General features: G+C 70.0%; 17 protein-coding genes. 6 read left to right on the top strand and 11 right to left on the bottom strand.

Annotated features, from left to right (window positions below):
- The first annotated feature begins 1 nt into the window (after position 1).
- Complete coding sequence (locus tag AB0H78_RS20780; protein ID WP_363235955.1) at positions 2-2,359, top strand: excinuclease ABC subunit UvrA; 2,358 nt, start codon at positions 2-4, stop codon at positions 2,357-2,359.
- Here AB0H78_RS20780 and AB0H78_RS20775 read toward each other — a convergent pair.
- Positions 2,319-2,870: a YceI family protein gene (locus tag AB0H78_RS20775; RefSeq protein WP_363235954.1), complete on the bottom strand. Its 552-nt coding sequence runs from the start codon at positions 2,868-2,870 to the stop codon at positions 2,319-2,321. The genes AB0H78_RS20780 and AB0H78_RS20775 overlap by 41 nt on opposite strands.
- A gap of 101 nt (positions 2,871-2,971) precedes the next feature.
- On the opposite strand from AB0H78_RS20775, the gene AB0H78_RS20770 reads away from it, so the two are divergent.
- Positions 2,972-3,829: a helix-turn-helix transcriptional regulator gene (locus tag AB0H78_RS20770; RefSeq protein ID WP_363235953.1), complete on the top strand. Its 858-nt coding sequence runs from the start codon at positions 2,972-2,974 to the stop codon at positions 3,827-3,829.
- Here the strand turns inward: AB0H78_RS20770 and AB0H78_RS20765 are convergent.
- Genes AB0H78_RS20765 through AB0H78_RS20755 form a run of 3 tightly spaced genes read right to left on the bottom strand, consistent with a single transcriptional unit; the run spans position 3,819 to position 7,184 of the window.
- Positions 3,819-4,565 carry a succinate dehydrogenase/fumarate reductase iron-sulfur subunit gene (locus AB0H78_RS20765; protein WP_363235952.1) on the bottom strand — a complete coding sequence of 249 codons (747 nt, stop codon included), beginning with the start codon at positions 4,563-4,565 and terminating at the stop codon, positions 3,819-3,821. The two genes, AB0H78_RS20770 and AB0H78_RS20765, sit on opposite strands and share 11 nt — an antisense overlap.
- Positions 4,562-6,511: a fumarate reductase/succinate dehydrogenase flavoprotein subunit gene (locus AB0H78_RS20760; protein ID WP_363235951.1), complete on the bottom strand. Its 1,950-nt coding sequence runs from the start codon at positions 6,509-6,511 to the stop codon at positions 4,562-4,564. Before AB0H78_RS20760 ends, AB0H78_RS20765 begins: the two co-directional genes overlap by 4 nt.
- A 1-nt stretch (position 6,512) precedes the next feature.
- Positions 6,513-7,184, bottom strand: coding sequence for a succinate dehydrogenase (locus AB0H78_RS20755; RefSeq protein ID WP_363236068.1), 672 nt, complete (start codon positions 7,182-7,184; stop codon positions 6,513-6,515).
- Positions 7,185-7,305: 121 nt separating this feature from the next.
- Between AB0H78_RS20755 and AB0H78_RS20750 the strand changes: the two genes are divergently transcribed.
- Positions 7,306-8,208 carry a LysR family transcriptional regulator gene (locus AB0H78_RS20750; RefSeq protein WP_363235950.1) on the top strand — a complete coding sequence of 301 codons (903 nt, stop codon included), beginning with the start codon at positions 7,306-7,308 and terminating at the stop codon, positions 8,206-8,208.
- Here the strand turns inward: AB0H78_RS20750 and AB0H78_RS20745 are convergent.
- The 3 genes from AB0H78_RS20745 to AB0H78_RS20735 all read right to left on the bottom strand — a co-directional run bounded on the left by AB0H78_RS20745 (position 8,178) and on the right by AB0H78_RS20735 (position 12,302).
- Complete coding sequence (locus tag AB0H78_RS20745; protein ID WP_363235949.1) at positions 8,178-10,352, bottom strand: EAL domain-containing protein; 2,175 nt, start codon at positions 10,350-10,352, stop codon at positions 8,178-8,180. The genes AB0H78_RS20750 and AB0H78_RS20745 overlap by 31 nt on opposite strands.
- Positions 10,349-11,161, bottom strand: a complete 813-nt coding sequence (locus AB0H78_RS20740) for an SAM-dependent methyltransferase (RefSeq protein WP_363235948.1) — start codon at positions 11,159-11,161, stop codon at positions 10,349-10,351. Before AB0H78_RS20740 ends, AB0H78_RS20745 begins: the two co-directional genes overlap by 4 nt.
- Before the next feature lie 202 nt (positions 11,162-11,363).
- On the bottom strand, positions 11,364-12,302 hold the full coding sequence (locus AB0H78_RS20735; RefSeq protein WP_363235947.1) for an SCO0930 family lipoprotein: 939 nt from the start codon (positions 12,300-12,302) through the stop codon (positions 11,364-11,366).
- A gap of 212 nt (positions 12,303-12,514) precedes the next feature.
- On the opposite strand from AB0H78_RS20735, the gene AB0H78_RS20730 reads away from it, so the two are divergent.
- Both AB0H78_RS20730 and AB0H78_RS20725 read left to right on the top strand, forming a co-directional pair.
- Positions 12,515-13,018 carry a hypothetical protein gene (locus tag AB0H78_RS20730; RefSeq protein WP_363236072.1) on the top strand — a complete coding sequence of 168 codons (504 nt, stop codon included), beginning with the start codon at positions 12,515-12,517 and terminating at the stop codon, positions 13,016-13,018.
- Positions 13,019-13,034: 16 nt separating this feature from the next.
- Positions 13,035-13,799 (top strand): hypothetical protein, encoded by a 765-nt coding sequence (locus AB0H78_RS20725; RefSeq protein WP_363235946.1) that lies wholly within the window; start codon positions 13,035-13,037, stop codon positions 13,797-13,799.
- Here the strand turns inward: AB0H78_RS20725 and merB are convergent.
- Positions 13,796-14,419: an organomercurial lyase gene (gene merB / locus AB0H78_RS20720; RefSeq protein ID WP_363235945.1), complete on the bottom strand. Its 624-nt coding sequence runs from the start codon at positions 14,417-14,419 to the stop codon at positions 13,796-13,798. The two genes, AB0H78_RS20725 and merB, sit on opposite strands and share 4 nt — an antisense overlap.
- Positions 14,420-14,439: 20 nt before the next feature.
- A complete protein-coding gene (locus AB0H78_RS20715; RefSeq protein WP_363236067.1) occupies positions 14,440-15,225 on the bottom strand; it encodes an aspartate/glutamate racemase family protein in 786 nt (261 codons plus the stop codon).
- Positions 15,226-15,384: 159 nt separating this feature from the next.
- Here AB0H78_RS20715 and AB0H78_RS20710 point away from each other — a divergent pair, with 159 nt between their 5' ends.
- Positions 15,385-15,834, top strand: a complete 450-nt coding sequence (locus AB0H78_RS20710; RefSeq protein WP_363235944.1) for a hypothetical protein — start codon at positions 15,385-15,387, stop codon at positions 15,832-15,834.
- Between the two features lie 8 nt (positions 15,835-15,842).
- On the opposite strand, the gene AB0H78_RS20705 is transcribed toward AB0H78_RS20710, so the two are convergent.
- Both AB0H78_RS20705 and hemC read right to left on the bottom strand, forming a co-directional pair.
- Positions 15,843-16,253 (bottom strand): DUF6221 family protein, encoded by a 411-nt coding sequence (locus tag AB0H78_RS20705; RefSeq protein ID WP_363235943.1) that lies wholly within the window; start codon positions 16,251-16,253, stop codon positions 15,843-15,845.
- A gap of 125 nt (positions 16,254-16,378) precedes the next feature.
- Positions 16,379-17,311 (bottom strand): hydroxymethylbilane synthase, encoded by a 933-nt coding sequence (gene hemC, locus AB0H78_RS20700; protein ID WP_363235942.1) that lies wholly within the window; start codon positions 17,309-17,311, stop codon positions 16,379-16,381.
- Between the last annotated feature and the right edge of the window lie 61 nt (positions 17,312-17,372).

The raw sequence follows: 17,372 nt of genomic DNA, 5'->3' as shown, positions 1-17,372 counted from the left end.
TATGCAAAGCCCTCACGACCCGTATCTACGTGTCCGTGGCGCCCGCGAGCACAATCTGCGCGGCGTCGACGTGGACATCCCCCGCGATGCGCTCGTCGTCTTCACGGGGGTCTCGGGCTCCGGCAAGTCCTCGCTGGCCTTCGGCACGGTCTACGCGGAAGCCCAGCGCCGCTACTTCGAGTCGGTGGCTCCCTACGCGCGCCGCCTGATCCACCAGGTCGGCGCCCCCAAGGTCGCGGAGATCAGCGGCCTGCCGCCCGCGGTCTCCCTGGAACAGCGCCGCTCGGCGCCCACCTCGCGCTCATCGGTCGGCACGGTCACCACGCTCTCCAACTCCCTGCGGATGCTCTTCTCGCGCGCGGGCCGCTATCCGGCGGGCGCCGAGCGCCTCGACTCGGACGCCTTCTCACCGAACACGGCGGCCGGGGCCTGCCCCGGATGCCACGGCCTCGGCCGCGTCCACCGCACCACCGAGGAACTGCTCGTCCCCGACCCCGCGCTGTCGATCCGCGAGGGGGCGATCGCCGCCTGGCCCGGCGCCTGGCAGGGCAAGAACCTGCGCGACGTACTGGACGCCCTCGGATACGACGTCGACCGGCCGTGGCGGGAGCTCGACCAGCAGGACCGCGACTGGATCCTCTTCACCGACGAGCAGCCGGTCGTCACCGTGCACCCGGTCAGGGAGGCCGGGCGCATCCAACGCCCTTACCAGGGCACGTACATGAGCGCCCAGCGCTATGTCCTGCACACCTTCTCCGACTCCAAGAGCCAGACGCTGCGCGCCAAGGCCGAGCGTTTCCTGGCGAGCGAGCCCTGCCCGGTGTGCGGGGGCAGCAGGCTGCGGCCCGAAGCCCTCGCCGTCACCTTCGCCGGCCGTACGATCGCCGAACTCGCGGGGCTGCCGCTGTCCGTGCTGGCCAAGATCCTCGGCGAGGATCAGGCGAGCGAGACGGCCCGAGTACTGACCGGCGACCTCCTTGCCCGTATCGAGGTCGTCACCGAACTGGGCCTGGGCTATCTGAGCCTGGACCGCACCACCCCGACGCTGTCCTCCGGCGAGCTGCAGCGGCTGCGGCTCGCCACCCAGCTGCGCTCCGGACTGTTCGGCGTCGTCTACGTCCTGGACGAGCCGTCGGCGGGCCTCCACCCGGCCGACACCGAGGCCCTGCTGGTGGTCCTCGACCGGTTGAAGGCATCGGGCAATTCGGTCTTCGTCGTGGAGCACCATCTGGATGTCGTACGGCGGGCGGACTGGCTCGTCGACGTGGGCCCCCTCGCAGGCGAGCACGGCGGTCTGGTGCTGCACAGCGGTCCGCCCGCGGAACTGGCAGCCGTGGCGGAGTCGGTGACCCGGCGCTTCCTCTTCGACGAGGCCCCCCGCGCCGCACGACCGGTGCGCACCCCGTCGGGCCTGCTGAGGATCGGTCCCGTCACCCGGCACAACCTGGACGGCCTCACCGCGGAGATCCCGCTCGGCGCCTTCACCGCGATCACGGGCGTCTCGGGCTCGGGCAAGTCCACGCTCATCGGCGAGATCACCGAGGAACTGCCGGGGGTGCAGCGGCTGGTGAGGGTCGATCAGAAACCGATCGGCCGTACGCCTCGGTCGAACCTCGCCACGTATACCGGTCTCTTCGACGTCGTACGCAAGCTGTTCACCGCCACCGACGAGGCGCGGGCGCGCGGCTACAAGGCCGGCCGGTTCTCCTTCAACGTGCCGGGCGGCCGGTGCGAGACCTGTCAGGGCGAAGGCTTCGTCTCGGTCGAGCTCCTGTTCCTGCCGAGTACCTACTCCCCCTGCCCCGACTGCCACGGGGCGCGGTACAACCCGCAGACGCTGGAGATCACCCACGAGGGGCTGAACATCGCCCAGGTCCTGGACCTGACCGTCGAGTCCGCGGCCGCGTTCTTCGCGGGCACCCCCGCCGCCGTACGCAGTCTGCGCGCCCTGCTCGATGTGGGACTCGGCTATCTGCGGCTCGGGCAGCCGGCGACCGAGCTGTCGGGCGGCGAGGCACAGCGCATCAAGCTCGCCTCCGAGCTCCAGCGTGCCGGGCGCGGCCACACCCTTTACGTACTCGACGAGCCGACGACCGGGCTCCACCCGGCCGATGTCGAGGTGCTGATGCGGCAGTTGCACGGCCTGGTGGACGCCGACCACTCGGTGGTCGTCGTCGAGCACGACATGACGGTGGTCGCCGACGCCGACCGGGTGATCGACATGGGGCCCGGCGGCGGTGACGAGGGCGGACGGATCGTCGCCGCCGGTACGCCGGCCGAGGTGGCCTGCGCACCGGGCAGCCGGACCGCGCCCTATCTCATGCGGGTGACAGGAACTGCGCGTCCAGCTGGATCTTGACGACGTCCCCGAGCAGGGCGTCGGCCGCACCGAAGTTCAGGCCGAAGTCGCTGCGCCGGATCTCGCTCTTGGCCTCGAACCCGGCGTGCTTGCGGTTGTCGGCGAAGTCCACGGCTCCACCGAACTCCACCTCGAAGGTGACCGTCCGGGTGACGTCACCGATGGTCAAGTCGCCTTCCAGTACCCACTCCTCGCCCTTGCCGGACGCCTTGGTGGAGCGAAACGTCATGGTCGGCCGGTTCGCGACGTCAAGCAGGTCGGCGGAGCGGACATGCTCGTCACGCTGGGGGTTCCCGGTGTCGATCGAGCTGAGGGCGACGGTCGCGGTGATCGCGCTCTCCTCGATCGTCCCGCCGACGACCAGCTCGGCCTCGACCTGGCCGAAGTGGCCGCGCACCTTGGAAATGCCGAGGTGGCGGATGGTGAAACCCACCTCTGAGTGGTTGGTGTCGATCTCCCAGCGGCCTGCGGCGAGCGGGAGCGGGGACGTGGTGCTGGTTTCTGAAGTCATGGGGAAAGACTGCCGAGTGCGGCGTGGCGGAGGAAGGCCCGGCCGATGCTGGTAGTGGCAGGGCTACCCTCCGCGGCGGTGCACCTCGCTACGATCTCCCTGTGAGCGACAACGAGTTGGGCACCTTCCTGCGTACCTGCCGCGAGTCGGTGACGCCTTCGGAGGTGGGTCTCGTGGAAGGCCCGCGCCGCCGCACTCCCGGGCTGCGCAGGTCCGAGCTGGCGACCCTCGCGGGGATCAGCGTCGAGTACCTCGCCCGGCTCGAACAGGGCCGCGACCGCCACCCCTCCACACAGGTCATGGCGGCACTCGCCGACGCGCTGCGGCTGTCGTCCGATGCCAGGACGCGGCTGCGCCAGCTGCTGAAGCAGGAGGAGAGCGGCTCCTTGCTGTGCCCGGGCGCCGAGTCGCCGGTCCGTTCCGTACGGCCCACCGTGCAGGCCCTCCTCGACCGTCTGGAGCCCACGGCCGCCGTGCTCCTCAACCGGCTGAGCGAGGTGGTCGCCTTCACCGGCGGATACGAGCGGCTGGCCGGCCCGCTCGGCATGCTGGAGGGAGAACCTCCCAGCCTGATCCGTTACGTGTTCACCCACCCCAGGGCCAGGGACGTGTTCCCCGACTGGGAGAAGGTGGCCGACGCGTACGCCGCAGGCCTGCGCTTCGAGATCGCCCGCGAGGACCAGTACGCCCTGGAACTCGTCAATGAACTCACCGTCACCGCGGGCGCCCCGTTTTCCGAACGGCTCACGCAGCAGCGCGAGTTGCCCACCCGGACCGGGGTGGAGCGGCTGGTGCACCCCGAGGCGGGGCCGCTGCGCCTCGCGTACGAAACGCTGGAGCTCCCCGGCCGGGACGGTCAGCGCCTGCTGGTCCATCTCCCCGCGGACGATGCGACATCCGCGGCGCTGGACCGGCTGGGCGGCCGCCGTCCCGGCGCGCTGCGCGCGGTCAGCGGCTGACCTTGCGGGTGGCCCGCAGCCACTCCTTGTTCATCGCGGCGATCGAGGGCAGCGGGATGCCCTTGGGGCAGGCGGTGGCGCACTCCCCGGTCAGGGTGCAGCCGCCGAAGCCCTCCTCGTCCATCTGCGCGACCATGTCCAGTACCCGGGTCTCGCGCTCGGGTGCGCCCTGCGGCAGCACATTGAGGTGGTTGATCTTCGCCGAGGTGAAGAGCATCGCCGAGCCGTTGGGGCAGGCCGCCACGCAGGCCCCGCAGCCGATGCACTCGGCGTGCTCGAAGGCGAAGTCGGCGTCGGGCTTGGGGACCGGGGTGGAGTGCGCCTCGGGCGCGGCGCCGGTCGGGGCGGAGATGTAGCCGCCCGACTGGATGATCCGGTCGAAGGAGGAACGGTCGACGACGAGGTCCTTGACGACCGGGAAGGCCGAGGCCCGCCAGGGCTCGACGTCGATGGTGTCGCCGTCGTCGAAGGACCGCATGTGGAGCTGGCAGGTGGTGGTGCGCTCGGGGCCGTGGGCGTCGCCGTTGATGACCAGCGAGCAGGCTCCGCAGATGCCTTCGCGGCAGTCGTGGTCGAAGGCGACGGGTTCGTCGCCCTTGAGGGTGAGCTCCTCGTTCAGGGTGTCGAGCATCTCCAGGAACGACATGTCCTGGGAGATGCCGTCGACCTGGTAGGTGGTCATCGCGCCGGGGGCGTCGGCGTTCTTCTGGCGCCAGACGCGCAGGGTGAGCTTCATGCGTAGCTCCGCTGAGTGGGGTGGACGTACTCGAAGACGAGGTCTTCCTTGTGCAGGACGGGGGCGACGCCGGTGGCGGTGAACTCCCAGGCGGCCGCGTAGCTGAACTCCTCGTCCCTGCGGGCCGCTTCGCCGTCGGGGGTCTGGGACTCCTCGCGGAAGTGACCCCCGCAGGACTCGGCGCGGTGCAGCGCGTCGAGACACATGAGCTCGGCGAGCTCCAGATAGTCGACGATGCGGTTGGCGCGCTCCAGGGACTGGTTGAACTCCTCGCCGCTGCCGGGGACTTTGATCCGGCGCCAGAATTCGTCGCGGATCTGCGGGATGCGGTCGAGCGCCTTGCGCAGCCCTTCCTCGGTGCGGGCCATTCCGCAGAACTCCCACATCAGCTCACCGATTTCGCGGTGGAAGGAGTCGGGGGTGCGGTCGCCGTCGACGGCGAGCAGCCGCTCCAGGCGCTCCTGGGTGGCGGTGACGGTCTCGGTGACCGCCGGATGCGCGGCATCGATCTCGCCGTGGTGCGGGTTGCGGGCGAGGTAGTCGTTGATGGTGGAGGGAAGGACGAAGTAGCCGTCGGCGAGGCCCTGCATCAGGGCGGAGGCGCCGAGGCGGTTGGCCCCGTGGTCGGAGAAGTTGGCCTCCCCGATGGCGAACAGGCCGGGGATGGTGGTCTGGAGGTCGTAGTCGACCCAGAGTCCGCCCATCGTGTAGTGCACGGCGGGGTAGATCCGCATGGGGGTCTCGTACGGGTCCTCCGCGGTGATCCGCGCGTACATGTCGAAGAGGTTGCCGTACTTCTCCTCCACCGCCTTGCGTCCCATGCGGGCGATCGCGTCGGCGAAGTCGAGGTAGACGCCCTGGCCGCCGGGGCCCACTCCCCTGCCCTCGTCGCAGACGTTCTTGGCGGCCCGCGATGCGATGTCGCGTGGGACCAGGTTGCCGAAGGCGGGGTAGATGCGCTCCAGGTAGTAGTCGCGCTCGCTCTCGGGGATGTCGGCGGCCGCCCGGGTGTCGCCCTGCGCCTTGGGCACCCAGATGCGGCCGTCGTTACGGAGCGATTCGCTCATCAGCGTCAGCTTGGACTGGTGGTCGCCGGTGCGCGGGATGCAGGTGGGGTGGATCTGGGTGAAGCAGGGGTTGGCGAAGTGGGCGCCGCGGCGGTGGGCCCGCCAGATGGCGGTGGCGTTGGAGTTCATGGCATTGGTGGACAGGTAGAAGACGTTGCCGTAGCCACCGCTGGCGAGGACCACCGCGTCCGCGAAGTACGTGTCGATCCTGCCGGTGATCAGGTCGCGGGCGACGATCCCGCGCGCCTTGCCGTCGATGACGATCAGGTCGAGCATCTCGGTGCGCGGGTGCATCTCGACGGTGCCGGCGGCGATCTGCCGCGACAGCGCCTGGTAGGCGCCGAGCAGGAGTTGCTGGCCGGTCTGCCCGCGTGCGTAGAAGGTGCGCGAGACCTGGACGCCGCCGAAGGACCGGGTGTCGAGGAGGCCGCCGTACTCGCGGGCGAAGGGCACGCCCTGGGCGACGCACTGGTCGATGATCTCCACGGAGATCTGGGCGAGGCGGTGGACGTTGGACTCGCGCGCCCTGAAGTCGCCGCCCTTGACGGTGTCGTAGAAGAGCCGGTGGATGGAGTCGCCGTCGTTGCGGTAGTTCTTGGCGGCGTTGATGCCGCCCTGCGCGGCGATGGAGTGGGCCCTGCGCGGGGAGTCCTGGAAGCAGAACTGGACGACGTGATAGCCCTGTTCGGCGAGCGTGGCACCCGCGGCTCCGCCCGCGAGACCCGTGCCGACGACGATGACGGTGTGCTTGCGGCGGTTGGCCGGATTGACCAGCTTGGCCTCGAAGCGGCGGGTGTCCCAGCGTTCGGCGACCGGCCCCTGCGGGGCCTTGGTGTCGGCGAGCGGAGCGCCGGTCGCGTACTGCGCGTATTCGTTCATGTCAGCTCACGACTCCGGTCATGACGGCGACGGGTACGGCGATGAAGCCCACGGTCAGGACCAGCGCGAGGACGTTCGCCGTGACCTTGAGGAAGCGGTCGCGGGTGGCGTTGCCCGCGCCGAGGGTCTGCGCGGCGCTACAGAATCCGTGCCGGATGTGCAGCCCGAGCGCGAGCATCGCGACGATGTAGATGACGTCGCTGTACCAGGTGCCGAAGGTGTCGACGACGTTCTGGTAGGGGTGCCCCTGCTGGAATCCCCCCGGGTGCACGGTGCCGGTCGTCAGGTCCAGGAGGTGCCAGACGATGAACAGCGCCAGGATGATCCCGCCCCAGCGCATGGTGCGGGTCGCATAGCTGGAGCGCTTGCGCCGGTGGGCGTACGCGACCGGGCGGGCCCTGCGGTCGAGCCTGCTGAGCTGATACGCGGAGACCGCGTGCGCCACGACGGCCGCGACCAGCACCACGCGGATGAGCCAGAGCGCCCACTCGTAGTGCAGGAAGGGCTCGCCGAGCGTGCGCAGCCAGTGCGCGTAGTGATTGAACTCCCCCGCCCCGAAGAAGATCTTCAGGTTCCCGAGCATGTGGACGACCAGGTACATCAGCATGATCAGGCCGCTCACCGCCATGATCAGTTTTTTCCCGACGGTCGATTTCAGAACCGTCCGCGCCATCGACGGCCGTCGGTCCGTCCGCGTTGCCAGTGCCATGACACGAAACGTTAGGCCTGCATAGGGCCAGAGGTCCAAGACATGGTCCGGCTCATCTCCATAGCCATGGCCTATCGTGGTGTTCATGCAGTTCCAGCAGCTCACCTATTTCGTGGCCGTCGCCGAGGCCCGGCACTTCACCCGCGCCGCCGAGGAGGTGCACGTCTCCCAGCCGTCGCTCTCCCAGCAGATCAGGGCGCTGGAGAAGGAGCTCGGCGCCGAGCTGTTCAGCCGCGCCCGCGGCAACATCACGCTCACCGACGCCGGAGAGGCCCTGCTTCCGCTCGCCCGGCGGATCCTCGCCGACGCGGACACCGCACGCCACGAGGTCCTCGAACTGGCTCAGCTGCGGCGCGGCAGGGTGCGCCTGGGGGCGACGCCGAGTCTCTGCACGGGGCTGCTCCCCGACGTGCTGCGTGCCTTCCACGACCAGCACCCCGGCATCCAGCTGATGATCGAGGAGGGCGGCAGCCACGATCTCGTACGGGAACTGGCGCGCGGCGCCCTCGACCTGGCGCTGATCGTGCTCCCCCTGCCGGCCCCGGCACCGGCGCTGACCACCGTCGAGTTGCTGCACGAGGACCTGGTGGTGGTCTCCTCGGCGGCCGCGCCCGCACCCCGCTCACCGCTGCGCATCGCCGACCTGGAGGGCGAGCCGATGGTGATGTTCCGGCACGGCTACGACCTGCGCGACCTCACGCTCTCCGCCTGCCGCGCGGCGGGCTTCGAGCCGTACTTCACCGTCGAGGGCGGCGAGATGGACGCGGTGCTCGGTTTCGTGCGGGCAGGCCTCGGCGTCGCCGTGGTGCCTCGCATGGTGGCCGCGCGGGCCGGGCGCGACCTGCTGGTCACACCCCTGGCCCGTCCCGGTCTGCACCGTACGATCGCGCTCGCGCACCGCAGCGACGTGGCCCCGCCGCGTGCCGCGCGCGTCCTGCAGGACGTCCTGCTGTCGGGTCACACGGCGTCGGCCAGCAGCAGGCTGTGAATCCGGTCGGGGGCGCCCGGCCTGGCGTAGTACCAGCCCTGTGCGGTGTCGCAGCCCAACTCCCGCAGCTGGTCGGCCTGCGCCCCCGTCTCCACGCCCTCCACGGTCACGGCCAGCTCCAGGCTGTGGGCCAGCGACACGATCCCCTCGACGATCTTCAGATCGACGGGGTCGGCCGGATGGGTCTGCATGCCCTGGGTGAAGGAGCGGTCGAGTTTGAGGACGCTGACCGGCAGCCTGCGCAGGTTCGCGAGATTCGAGTAGCCGGTGCCGAAGTCGTCGAGGGCGATGTCGATGCCCATCTCGGCAAGCTGCCGCAACGGCTTCAGCAGGTCCTCGTCCGCGCCGATCAGCGCGGACTCGGTGACCTCCAGGCAGAGCGCGCCCGGTGAGAGCCCCGACCGCTCCAGTACGTCCACCGTGTCGGCGACCAGACCGGGGTGGTGGAGCTGGGTGGGCGAGAGGTTCACATTGATCCGCAGCGGCCCGCCGTCGCTGTGCGCGGGATGCTGCTCCTCCCAGAATCTCGCCTGCCGTACGGATTCCTCAAGGACCCAGCGGCCCAGCGGCACGATCAGCCCGGTGTGCTCGGCAAGCGCGATGAAGCGGTCGGGTCCCAGGACCCCGTGATGCGGGTGCAGCCAGCGCACCAGCGCCTCGGCCCCGTGCACGCTGCCGTCACCGAGGTGCACGAGCGGCTGGTACTCGATGAAGAACTCGCCGCGGTCCAGGGCGGCGGGCAGCGCCATGGTCAGCCCGTGCCGGGTGATGGCGCGGGCGTCCGCCTCCGCGTCGGCGATCTCGTAGCGGTTGCCGCCTGCCGCCTTGGCCCGGTACATGGTGATGTCGGCGCTGCGCAGCACCTCGGCGGCGGTGCGCTCCCCCGTCGGTCCCTCGACGATGCCGATGGAGCCGCGCACGGTCAGCTCGCGGCCGTCCAGGCGGATCGGGGTCGAGAGCACCGAGAGGATACGGGCGGCGAGTTCGCCGACCTCGCGTTCGGTGTCCCCTCCCGTGGTGAGTGCGACGAACTCGTCGCCGCCGAGCCGGGCGACCATCTCGCCGGGTGCGGGCGCGCAGCTCTGCAGCCGGTCGGCGATCTCGACGAGAAGGCGGTCACCGGCCGAGTGGCCCAGGCTGTCGTTGATCGCCTTGAAGCCGTCGAGGTCGAGATAGCAGAGGCCGAAGCGTGTGCCGTCGCGGGCCGCGAGCACCTTGTCGAGCCGCTCGAAGAACAGCGTGCGGTTGGGCAGGCCGGTGAGCGCGTCGTGTGTCGCCTCGTACCGCAGACGCAGATTGAGCAGCCGGCGCTCGGTGGTGTCCTCCATCAGCGCCAGCTGGTACTGCGGGACGCCCTCCGCGTCGCGCAGCAGCGAGACGGTGAGGTTGGTCCACAGGACGGTGCCGTCGCTCCGGTAGTACGGCTTCTCGACCCGGTAGTGCTCGCGCTCGCCCCGCACCAACTCCCCGTACAGGCCCCAGACCTGGGGCGCGTCCTCGGGGTGGACCCACTCGCTCACATTGCGGCTGCGCAGGCTCTGGCCGAACCCGCCGAACATCCGCTGCAGCGTCTCGTTGAGCTCCAGGACGTTGCCTTCGAGGTCGGCGATGCCTATCCCGATGGCCGCGCCCTCGAAGACCGCGCGGAAGCGGGCCTCGGTGGCGTGCAGTGCCTCTTCGGCGGCGCTGCGCGCGGAGAGCGCGGAGCGGGCGATGGCCTCCTGCTCGGTGAGGGTGCGTTCGCGCAGTGCCTGGGAGAACCCGGCGGCCAGTGCGTGCTGGAGGCGGGAGCAGCGGGCGCGGCTTTCCTCGGGGCTGAGTTCGTCGTCCTGGGCGCAGTACAGCACCAGGTACGAGTCGACGACCCCGAGGCTGCGGCTGAGCGCCTCCGGGTCCGTGCAGTGCAGTGCGACCAGATCGGCGCCGATCCGCTGGGCGGGCGCCGCGTCGAAGGGCCTGGCGTGCAACGCCTCGCTCAACCGGTGGGCGAGCGGCAGCAGATGCTGCTCGAACTCCGCCCGGGTGAGCGAGGTCGCGGTCGCCGGGAAGATGGCCCGGCTCCAGATCGTGGCGAACCGCCCGATTCTGTCTTCGCTGCAGTCCTGTCCGGTCGGGGGGCCGGACGCCTGCGGGGGTACGCTCACGCCTTTCGTCCCACCCCTGCAAGGCCCGCGAAGGCGAACGGGTCCTCCTGCTCGGTCGGCGCCTCCGGCCGCCAGTCCGGCATGGCGACGAGTCCGGGCTCCAGCAGTTCGAAGCCGTCGAAGAACCGGCCGACTTCCTCGCGGGTGCGCATCACCAGTGGATTGCGGATGTTGTTGTAGACGCCGACCGCGCCCGCGGACTGCTCCTGCGGGACCGGGATGGTCTCGTAGGAGGCGTGGCAGAGGATGAGGAGGCTGCCGGGCGCCAGGGCGTCGCGCAGTGCGGCCACGGCGCCGTACGGGTCGTCGCTGTTCTCGATGAAGTGGAGTACGGAGACGAGGAGCAGGGCCACCGGCCGGTCCAGGTCGAGGAGTTCGGCGACCTCGGGGCTGTCCAGGATCTCCTGGGGCTTGCGCAGATCGGCGGCGACGATCCGGGCCCGGTCGTTGCCTTCGAGTACGGCCTGGCTGTGGGCTACCGCCACGGGGTCGTGGTCGACGTACACGACGCGGGACTCGGGGTTGGCCGCCTCGGCGACTTCGTGGACATTGCCGAAGGTGGGGATGCCCGAGCCGATGTCGAGGAACTGGGTGACCCCCGCGTCGGCCGCGAAACGTACAGCCCGGCGCATGAAGGCACGATTCGCCTGCATGACCTTGGGAAGCCCGGGCACGAACTCCATGGCCTTGCGGGCGGCTTCCCTGTCCACCTCGAAATTGTGCGATCCGCCCAAGTAGTAGTCGTAGATCCGCGAGACGCTCGGCATCGATATGTCGATGCCCTGCGGGGCCCAGGCGGGACGCTCCATCAATGTCTCCAACAAGTCGCCACACGACGGTCACGGCCATGTCCATGACCGGTGCTCGAGCCGAGGCTACTGATCCTCCGGCAGGAGAGCGAGCAAAAACGGAAATTGGCGGTCCGTTATTGGTCACACGCCTCCGGCATGTGCGACCGGCCCGTCGCCGCAACGGGGGGTGCGGCGACGGGCCGGAAGTCTGCGGAGAAGACTACTTGGGCGCTCCGATCAGCTTGGCATCGGGCGAGATCGCGTACCAGGTGCCGCCGATGCCCTGCCCATTCGTGTCGCCGGGCTTGATGTCACCGGAGAAGGTGTAGGTGGGCCAGCAGTTGAGGGACTGCTGCTTGAGGCCGTCGGGCCGGTTGAAGGTGACAAATCCCTTTTTGATGATGCCGACGGTGTCGCTCTTGGCCACAGGGGCGAGAACGGGCCACTTGTCGAGGCACGCACCGGTGCACGCCGACTTCATCGGCCAGGCGGAATCCTTCTTGAAGCGGTAAACCGTCATTCCGCGCTTGTCCACGACGATGTTGCCCAGTTTGGCGTCCTTGCGCACGGAGAGACCGGGCAGTGCGGCCACGGCCGCCGGCGCCGCCGCCTTCTTCCCGTCGGGCGCGGAGGCGAACCAAGTTCCGCCCACACCCTGCCCGTTGGCGTCCCCGGGCTTGGTGTCCTTGGCGAAGCGGTACATGGGCCATCCGCCCAGCGTGAGCTGCTTGCTGCCGTCGGCCCTGACGACTTCACCGATCACCGACGCATCGGTGCCGGCCGCCGCGGTCACACTGCCCGCGGGAACGGGAGGCCACACCTTCGCGCAATCGCCGTCGCAATTCGACTTCGGTGGACTCGCGGTGTCCTTGTCGAATCGGTAGAGGGTGAATCCCGCACTGTCGGTCACCACCTTGCCGAGTTTCTTGCTGTCCCAGACGGCCAGCTGTCCGGCGGGTTTCGCATTTCCCGCCGTCGCGTCCGAGCCGTACCCGTCCCCCGCGCCGTATGCGCCGTCGCCGGCCTGCGCCGCAGGGCTCGCATTGCCCACGGCCTGCCCGTTCGCCGCACCAGCGCCCGTCTCCTGACCGCACGCCGTCGTCAGCGCCAGCACTGCCACCGCCGTCACCGCGAGCGAGGCGTTCCGCCAGGTATTCATGTCAACTCCAGTTGTCCGTTTGCGGGATGCGGCGCGATGGGTGCGCCGTTCATGGCCCTAGGTACGGTCCGGAGTGCCGCCCGTGTTCAATGCGGGCGGAGAAATTTTTCGGCCTCTGATCGACCGGGCCGGTCTCAAACGCAAAGCCGCAGTTCTCCCACCTTCCGGGGGAATCCGCTTCAACCACGGAGTGTTGCCCTCCACTTCGGCTCATGCTCCTCGTCGTGTACCGACCGCAGCTGACTCTCATCCCGCTCATCGGGCGGCTGTTCGCCGCGGCAGCCTTCACCTGTCTGCTCCTCACGCCCCTGCCGGCCACGGCGGACAACTGCACGTACGCGTCCGTGTCGCAGAACGGCGAGGCGCCCTCCGGCACGGCGATCGCGGTGTCCGGCTCGTCCGGCTCGTCGAGCTGCAAGGCGGAGCACCGGCCGCCGGCGCGCAAACCCCCACCGGTCCGCAAGGCGCTCCCGCCACCACCGCCACCCCCTCCACCACCACCGCCGCCTCCTCCTCCGCCGCCGCCCGAGCCGCCGAAACCCTCACCGACCCCGACGGTCCGCCCGGCGCCACCCCGGCCGGTGGCGCTTCCCGCGTACCGCAAACCACCCCGCAAGAAGCGCCAGACCAGCCCTTCCCTGGTCTCGCTGACCCTTCTCGTCACGGCCCCCGCCGTCTTCGCGGTCGCTGTGCTGCGCCCGCGTTCCTCCCGTTGATCGACGGAGATGCCCCATGTCGGAATGGCTCGTTCTCTCCATCGCGATGGCTGCCGCCTGCGCCGTCGTGCTGACCATCACTCTCATCAACAACCGCAGAATCGGAGATGACGACGACCCCACCGAAACTCCCGACGTCATCGAGTACATGACGATGATGATCGGCGTGGTCTACGCGATCGTCCTGGGGCTTGCCATCGCCGGCGTCTGGGAGGCGCGGAGCGCGGCCCAGGAGTCCGTACGCCAGGAAGCCCAGGCGCTGCACGAGGTCGATGTCCGCTCGGAGGTCTATCCCGCCGCGGTCCGGGACCGTATCCGCAGCGACGTCAACGCCTACGTCACCTATGTGATCGACACCGAGTGGAAGCACATGGCCGACCACGGTGAGCTCACGGACAAGGGCACCGAGCTCCTGAACCAGGTACGCCGCGACGTCACCGACTACCAGCCCAGGACCGACCACGAGGGCCAGGCCTACCAGCCGCTGGTCGACCAGGTCGCGGCCGCCGACGACGCCAGAGGAGCCCGCGGCCAGAGCGCCGGTGCCACCATGCCCGGGGTCGTCTGGTTCGGCCTGATCACAGGAGCCCTGGTCACGGTCGGCCTGATCTTCACCCTCCAGATCCGCCGCTCGCCCAGTGAACTCCTCCTGGCCGGCCTGTTCTCCGCGCTGATCGCCTTCCTGCTCTTCCTGATCTGGGACTTCGACGCCCCCTTCGGCCGCGGCATCGCGGCCACCGCGGCACCGTTCCTCGACCTGTTCCCGGGTATCGGCACCTAGCCGAAGAGCCCGGCCAGCCGCCGACCCACCGCCCAGGCATCCGCCACCGTGCACACGGCGAGATCGGGGTCGGCGGCCACGGCGCCGGCGGCCAGTTCAGAGTCCGCGTAGAAGTTGACGCGGTCACAGAAGACCGGCCGGATGTCGGCGCCGGTGGCGGGCGCGAGGGTCACCGCGGCGGATGCGGGCGTCAGGTCGCGTACGCCCTCCGGGGTGACGGTCAGCGACACGGGAACGCCTGTCGCCGCGCAGCGCCCGGTCACCGCGGAGCGGGTCTCCTTGAGGACGACCGGGAACATCAGCACGTCCATGGCGCACCAGCCCGTGACGCGGCGGCCCTGCAGTTCCATGGCATACGGCCGATCCATGTCCAGCGAGACACCCGCCCCGACGATCCGCCGGAGCCGGTCCGTCTCCAGGTCGAAATCCATCTCCCGGAAGCGGTCGAGCACCTGCTCGCCCGGCCAGCCGAGCAGCTCACCGGCCCGCGCGGGCGTGAGCGGCCCCTCCGCGAGGAGCCCGCCGACCACGGTGGCGCCTGCCTCCATGAGGTGCACGCCCCGGGGGGAGGCCCACTTGGCCACCAGCAGGTCGGCGAGTTCTTGTGCCCGTACGTCCATGCGGATCACCCTGCCAGCGATCAGCGTGCGGGGCGCCTGGGCTGCAGCAGACGACCCTCGGCGTACGCCAGAGCCTGGACCGGAAGCCGCGCCTCGCGCCCGCTGAGAAGCACGGCCAGGCCACCCGTGGCGGGCGCCTGGGGCATGAGCCGCTCTCCGAGTCTGCGCAATGCCTGAGCGGCGACCGCACCGGCGGATCCGTGCAGGACGAGCGGCGGCATGCCTGGCCGCTGAACGGCCGCGCGGATGAGGTCCGCGACGAGTTCGTAGTGGGTACAGCCCAGCACAATCGCCTCTGTGCCGTGCGGAGTCCGCTCGGTCGCGGAGGCCACCGCGAGAGCGACAGCCTCCTCGTCCGCGTCCTGAACGGCATCGGAGAGCCCCGGACACGCCACCTCGGCGACGGGCACCCCGGCGGCGAACTCCCTGATGAGAGTGCGCAGATAGGGGCTGCCGGTGGTGGCGGGGGTCGCCCATACGGCCACGGGTCCACCGCCTGTCGCCGCCGGCTTGACAGCGGGGACGGTCCCGATGACGGGCACGGCAGGTTCCAGACGGGCGCGAAGAGCGGGCAGGGCATGCACGGTGGCGGTGTTGCAGGCGACGATCAGCGCGTCGGGCCGATGCGCGACCGCCGCTTCGGCCACGGCCAGGGCACGGACCGTTACGTCCTCGGGGGTACGCGGGCCCCAGGGCATGCCGTCGGGATCGCAGGAGAGAACAAGATCGGCGTCGGGGCGCAGCCGGCGTACGGCGGCAGCCGTGGCGAGAAGCCCGATGCCGACGTCCATGAGCGCGATCTTCAATGGGGCGGTCGTGGAATCCCCCGTGCTCCCCTGCTCCACGAAAGTCACCTCCGGTGCGATGGTTGTGCCTCGACGCGGTCAGCAGCGAGTCTGGTGAGGGACCGGCCGACCCGGTACAGCCAATCCCGGCTGAGTGGCCCGGGGACCATGGAGGCTCTTGTGCAGACCGCTTCACTGCCGTACGTCGACGTGCACACGACCGTCATCGCGGCGGATGCCGACGCCGTCTGGCGGGGCCTGGGCGAGACGCTCGACCGCTCGTTCGCCGGAGCCGGGATGGTCCGGTACACCCAGCTGATCGGCGCCGCCGACACGACCAGGTCCGGCCCGCGCCCGTGCGCCGAAGGCTCGACCTATCCAGGCTTCCGCGTGACCACCGCGGAACCGGGACGGGAGCTGATTCTCCAGGGCCGCCACCGCTTCTCGACGTACGCCCTGATATTCCGCATCGAACCCGCCGGTCCTGGACAGACCCTCCTGAGCGCCGAATCACGGGCCTCGTTCCCCGGCCTGGCCGGCGGCGTCTACCGCGCACTCGTCATCGGCACGCACGGTCACGTCCTTGGCATGCGCCGCATGATGACGTCGATCCGGCGTCGCTCGGAGTAGGGCTGCCCTCAGGTGACCCGCCACTCGTCGCGGTATTCCGCGTGGTCGGCGTATGGCAGGGCGATATCGAGCAGGTCGGGGCATGGCCAGTTGTCACCGTCGTACTGGCAGTCGTCGACGTTGTCCCAAGGCGTCTCGGTTTCACCGTTCGCCGGGCTGAGGACATGCCGGGCGAGTACGCGCCGCTTGGCCTGCACCTCGGCCAGGACCCGGGAGGGGGTGTGGCGGGCGATATGAACGGCGTCGGCCGCGGCCGGGCATTCGATGGCCAGGCTGCCGTACTCCCCCTGGATCACGAAGGTGGGGCTGCCCTCCGGGTCCTCCCCCTGTACCCATGGCAGCATGGAGGAGGCGGCCATTGCCGCGCGATCGTCCTCCGCGATCCTGGCACGCAGGAATTCCGTCAATGCGTCAGACATACGCTCCCTGATTCGAGTGCCCCGCCCCGGTGCGCTGTTCCGGGGCGGGGTGCAGTCTCGGCAATCCCCATTGCTCGATGGACTGTTGGGATCAAGCCTAGGGGCGGCCACTGATAACGGGACCGTCAGTGCGCGATGCCGTCGATCAGTTCGCGTGCGCCCTGGCGCAGGAGTGCCACCGCGACCGAGGTGCCGAGGGTGGCCGGGTCCAGCGGGCCCGCCCACTCGTGGGCGTTGAGTACGGTCTTGCCGTCCGGGGTGAACACCCTTGCGCGCAGCGAGAGTTCGCCGTTGCGCTCGGCGCGCGCGTAGCCGGCGATGGGGCTGTTGCAGTGCCCCTGGAGCACGTGGAGGAACATCCGCTCGGCGGTGGCCTCCTTCCACGACGGGGGGTCGCCGAGACCGCTGACGGCGTCGATCGTGGCCGTGTCGTCCTCGCGGCACTGCAGGGCGAGAATGCCCGCGCCGATCGGCGGGCACATCGTGTCCACCGAGAGCGTCTCGGTGATCACGTCCGTGCGGCCGATGCGCTCCAGTCCCGCCACCGCGAGGAGCAGCGCGTCGGCTTCGCCCGCCGCGAGCTTCTCCAGGCGCCTGTTGGCGTTTCCGCGCATCGGGACGCATTCCAGCTCCGGGTGGGACGCCGCGAGTTGCGCGATGCGGCGGACCGACGACGTACCGATCCGGGTTCCGGCGGGAAGCTCGTCGAGAGTGGCGCCACCAGGGTGGATGAGGGCGTCGCGGATGTCGTCCCGCTTGAGGAAGGCCGCGAACACCGTGCCCGCCGGGAGAGGGCGGTCGGCCGGGATGTCCTTGACGCAGTGCACCGCGAGGTCCGCCTCGCCCGCGAGCAGCGCGGCGTCGACCTCCTTGGTGAAGGCACCCTTCCCGCCCAGTTTCGCCAGGTCGCCCATCCAGCGGTCACCCGAAGTGGTGACGGGCACCACCTCGGTGCGCAGGCCCGGGTGGAGTACGGCCAACTCGGCTCGCACACGCTCCACTTGGGCGAGGGCCATGGGCGAGGAGCGGGAGACGATACGGATGGCTGCTGTCGACATGCGCCCACGATAGTGCCGAGCAGGACAGCGCCTCACCACGTGTGATTGAAACGTCGCAGTC

Source organism: Streptomyces sp. NPDC050738 (assembly GCF_040654175.1).
GTDB lineage: Bacteria > Actinomycetota > Actinomycetes > Streptomycetales > Streptomycetaceae > Streptomyces.
Note: the sequence above shows the minus strand (reverse complement) of the source record. Positions and strands in the feature narration are given on the sequence as shown.

Coding starts and splice junctions, on each gene's coding strand:
- AB0H78_RS20780 (WP_363235955.1), top strand. CDS start 2: ATGCAAAGCCCTCACGACCCGTATCTACGTGTCCGTGGCGCCCGCGAG.
- AB0H78_RS20775 (WP_363235954.1), bottom strand. CDS start 2,870: ATGACTTCAGAAACCAGCACCACGTCCCCGCTCCCGCTCGCCGCAGGC.
- AB0H78_RS20765 (WP_363235952.1), bottom strand. CDS start 4,565: ATGAAGCTCACCCTGCGCGTCTGGCGCCAGAAGAACGCCGACGCCCCC.
- AB0H78_RS20760 (WP_363235951.1), bottom strand. CDS start 6,511: ATGAACGAATACGCGCAGTACGCGACCGGCGCTCCGCTCGCCGACACC.
- AB0H78_RS20755 (WP_363236068.1), bottom strand. CDS start 7,184: ATGGCGCGGACGGTTCTGAAATCGACCGTCGGGAAAAAACTGATCATG.
- AB0H78_RS20750 (WP_363235950.1), top strand. CDS start 7,306: ATGCAGTTCCAGCAGCTCACCTATTTCGTGGCCGTCGCCGAGGCCCGG.
- AB0H78_RS20740 (WP_363235948.1), bottom strand. CDS start 11,161: ATGGAGCGTCCCGCCTGGGCCCCGCAGGGCATCGACATATCGATGCCG.
- AB0H78_RS20735 (WP_363235947.1), bottom strand. CDS start 12,302: ATGAATACCTGGCGGAACGCCTCGCTCGCGGTGACGGCGGTGGCAGTG.
- AB0H78_RS20730 (WP_363236072.1), top strand. CDS start 12,515: ATGCTCCTCGTCGTGTACCGACCGCAGCTGACTCTCATCCCGCTCATC.
- AB0H78_RS20725 (WP_363235946.1), top strand. CDS start 13,035: ATGTCGGAATGGCTCGTTCTCTCCATCGCGATGGCTGCCGCCTGCGCC.
- merB (WP_363235945.1), bottom strand. CDS start 14,419: ATGGACGTACGGGCACAAGAACTCGCCGACCTGCTGGTGGCCAAGTGG.
- AB0H78_RS20705 (WP_363235943.1), bottom strand. CDS start 16,253: ATGTCTGACGCATTGACGGAATTCCTGCGTGCCAGGATCGCGGAGGAC.
- hemC (WP_363235942.1), bottom strand. CDS start 17,311: ATGTCGACAGCAGCCATCCGTATCGTCTCCCGCTCCTCGCCCATGGCC.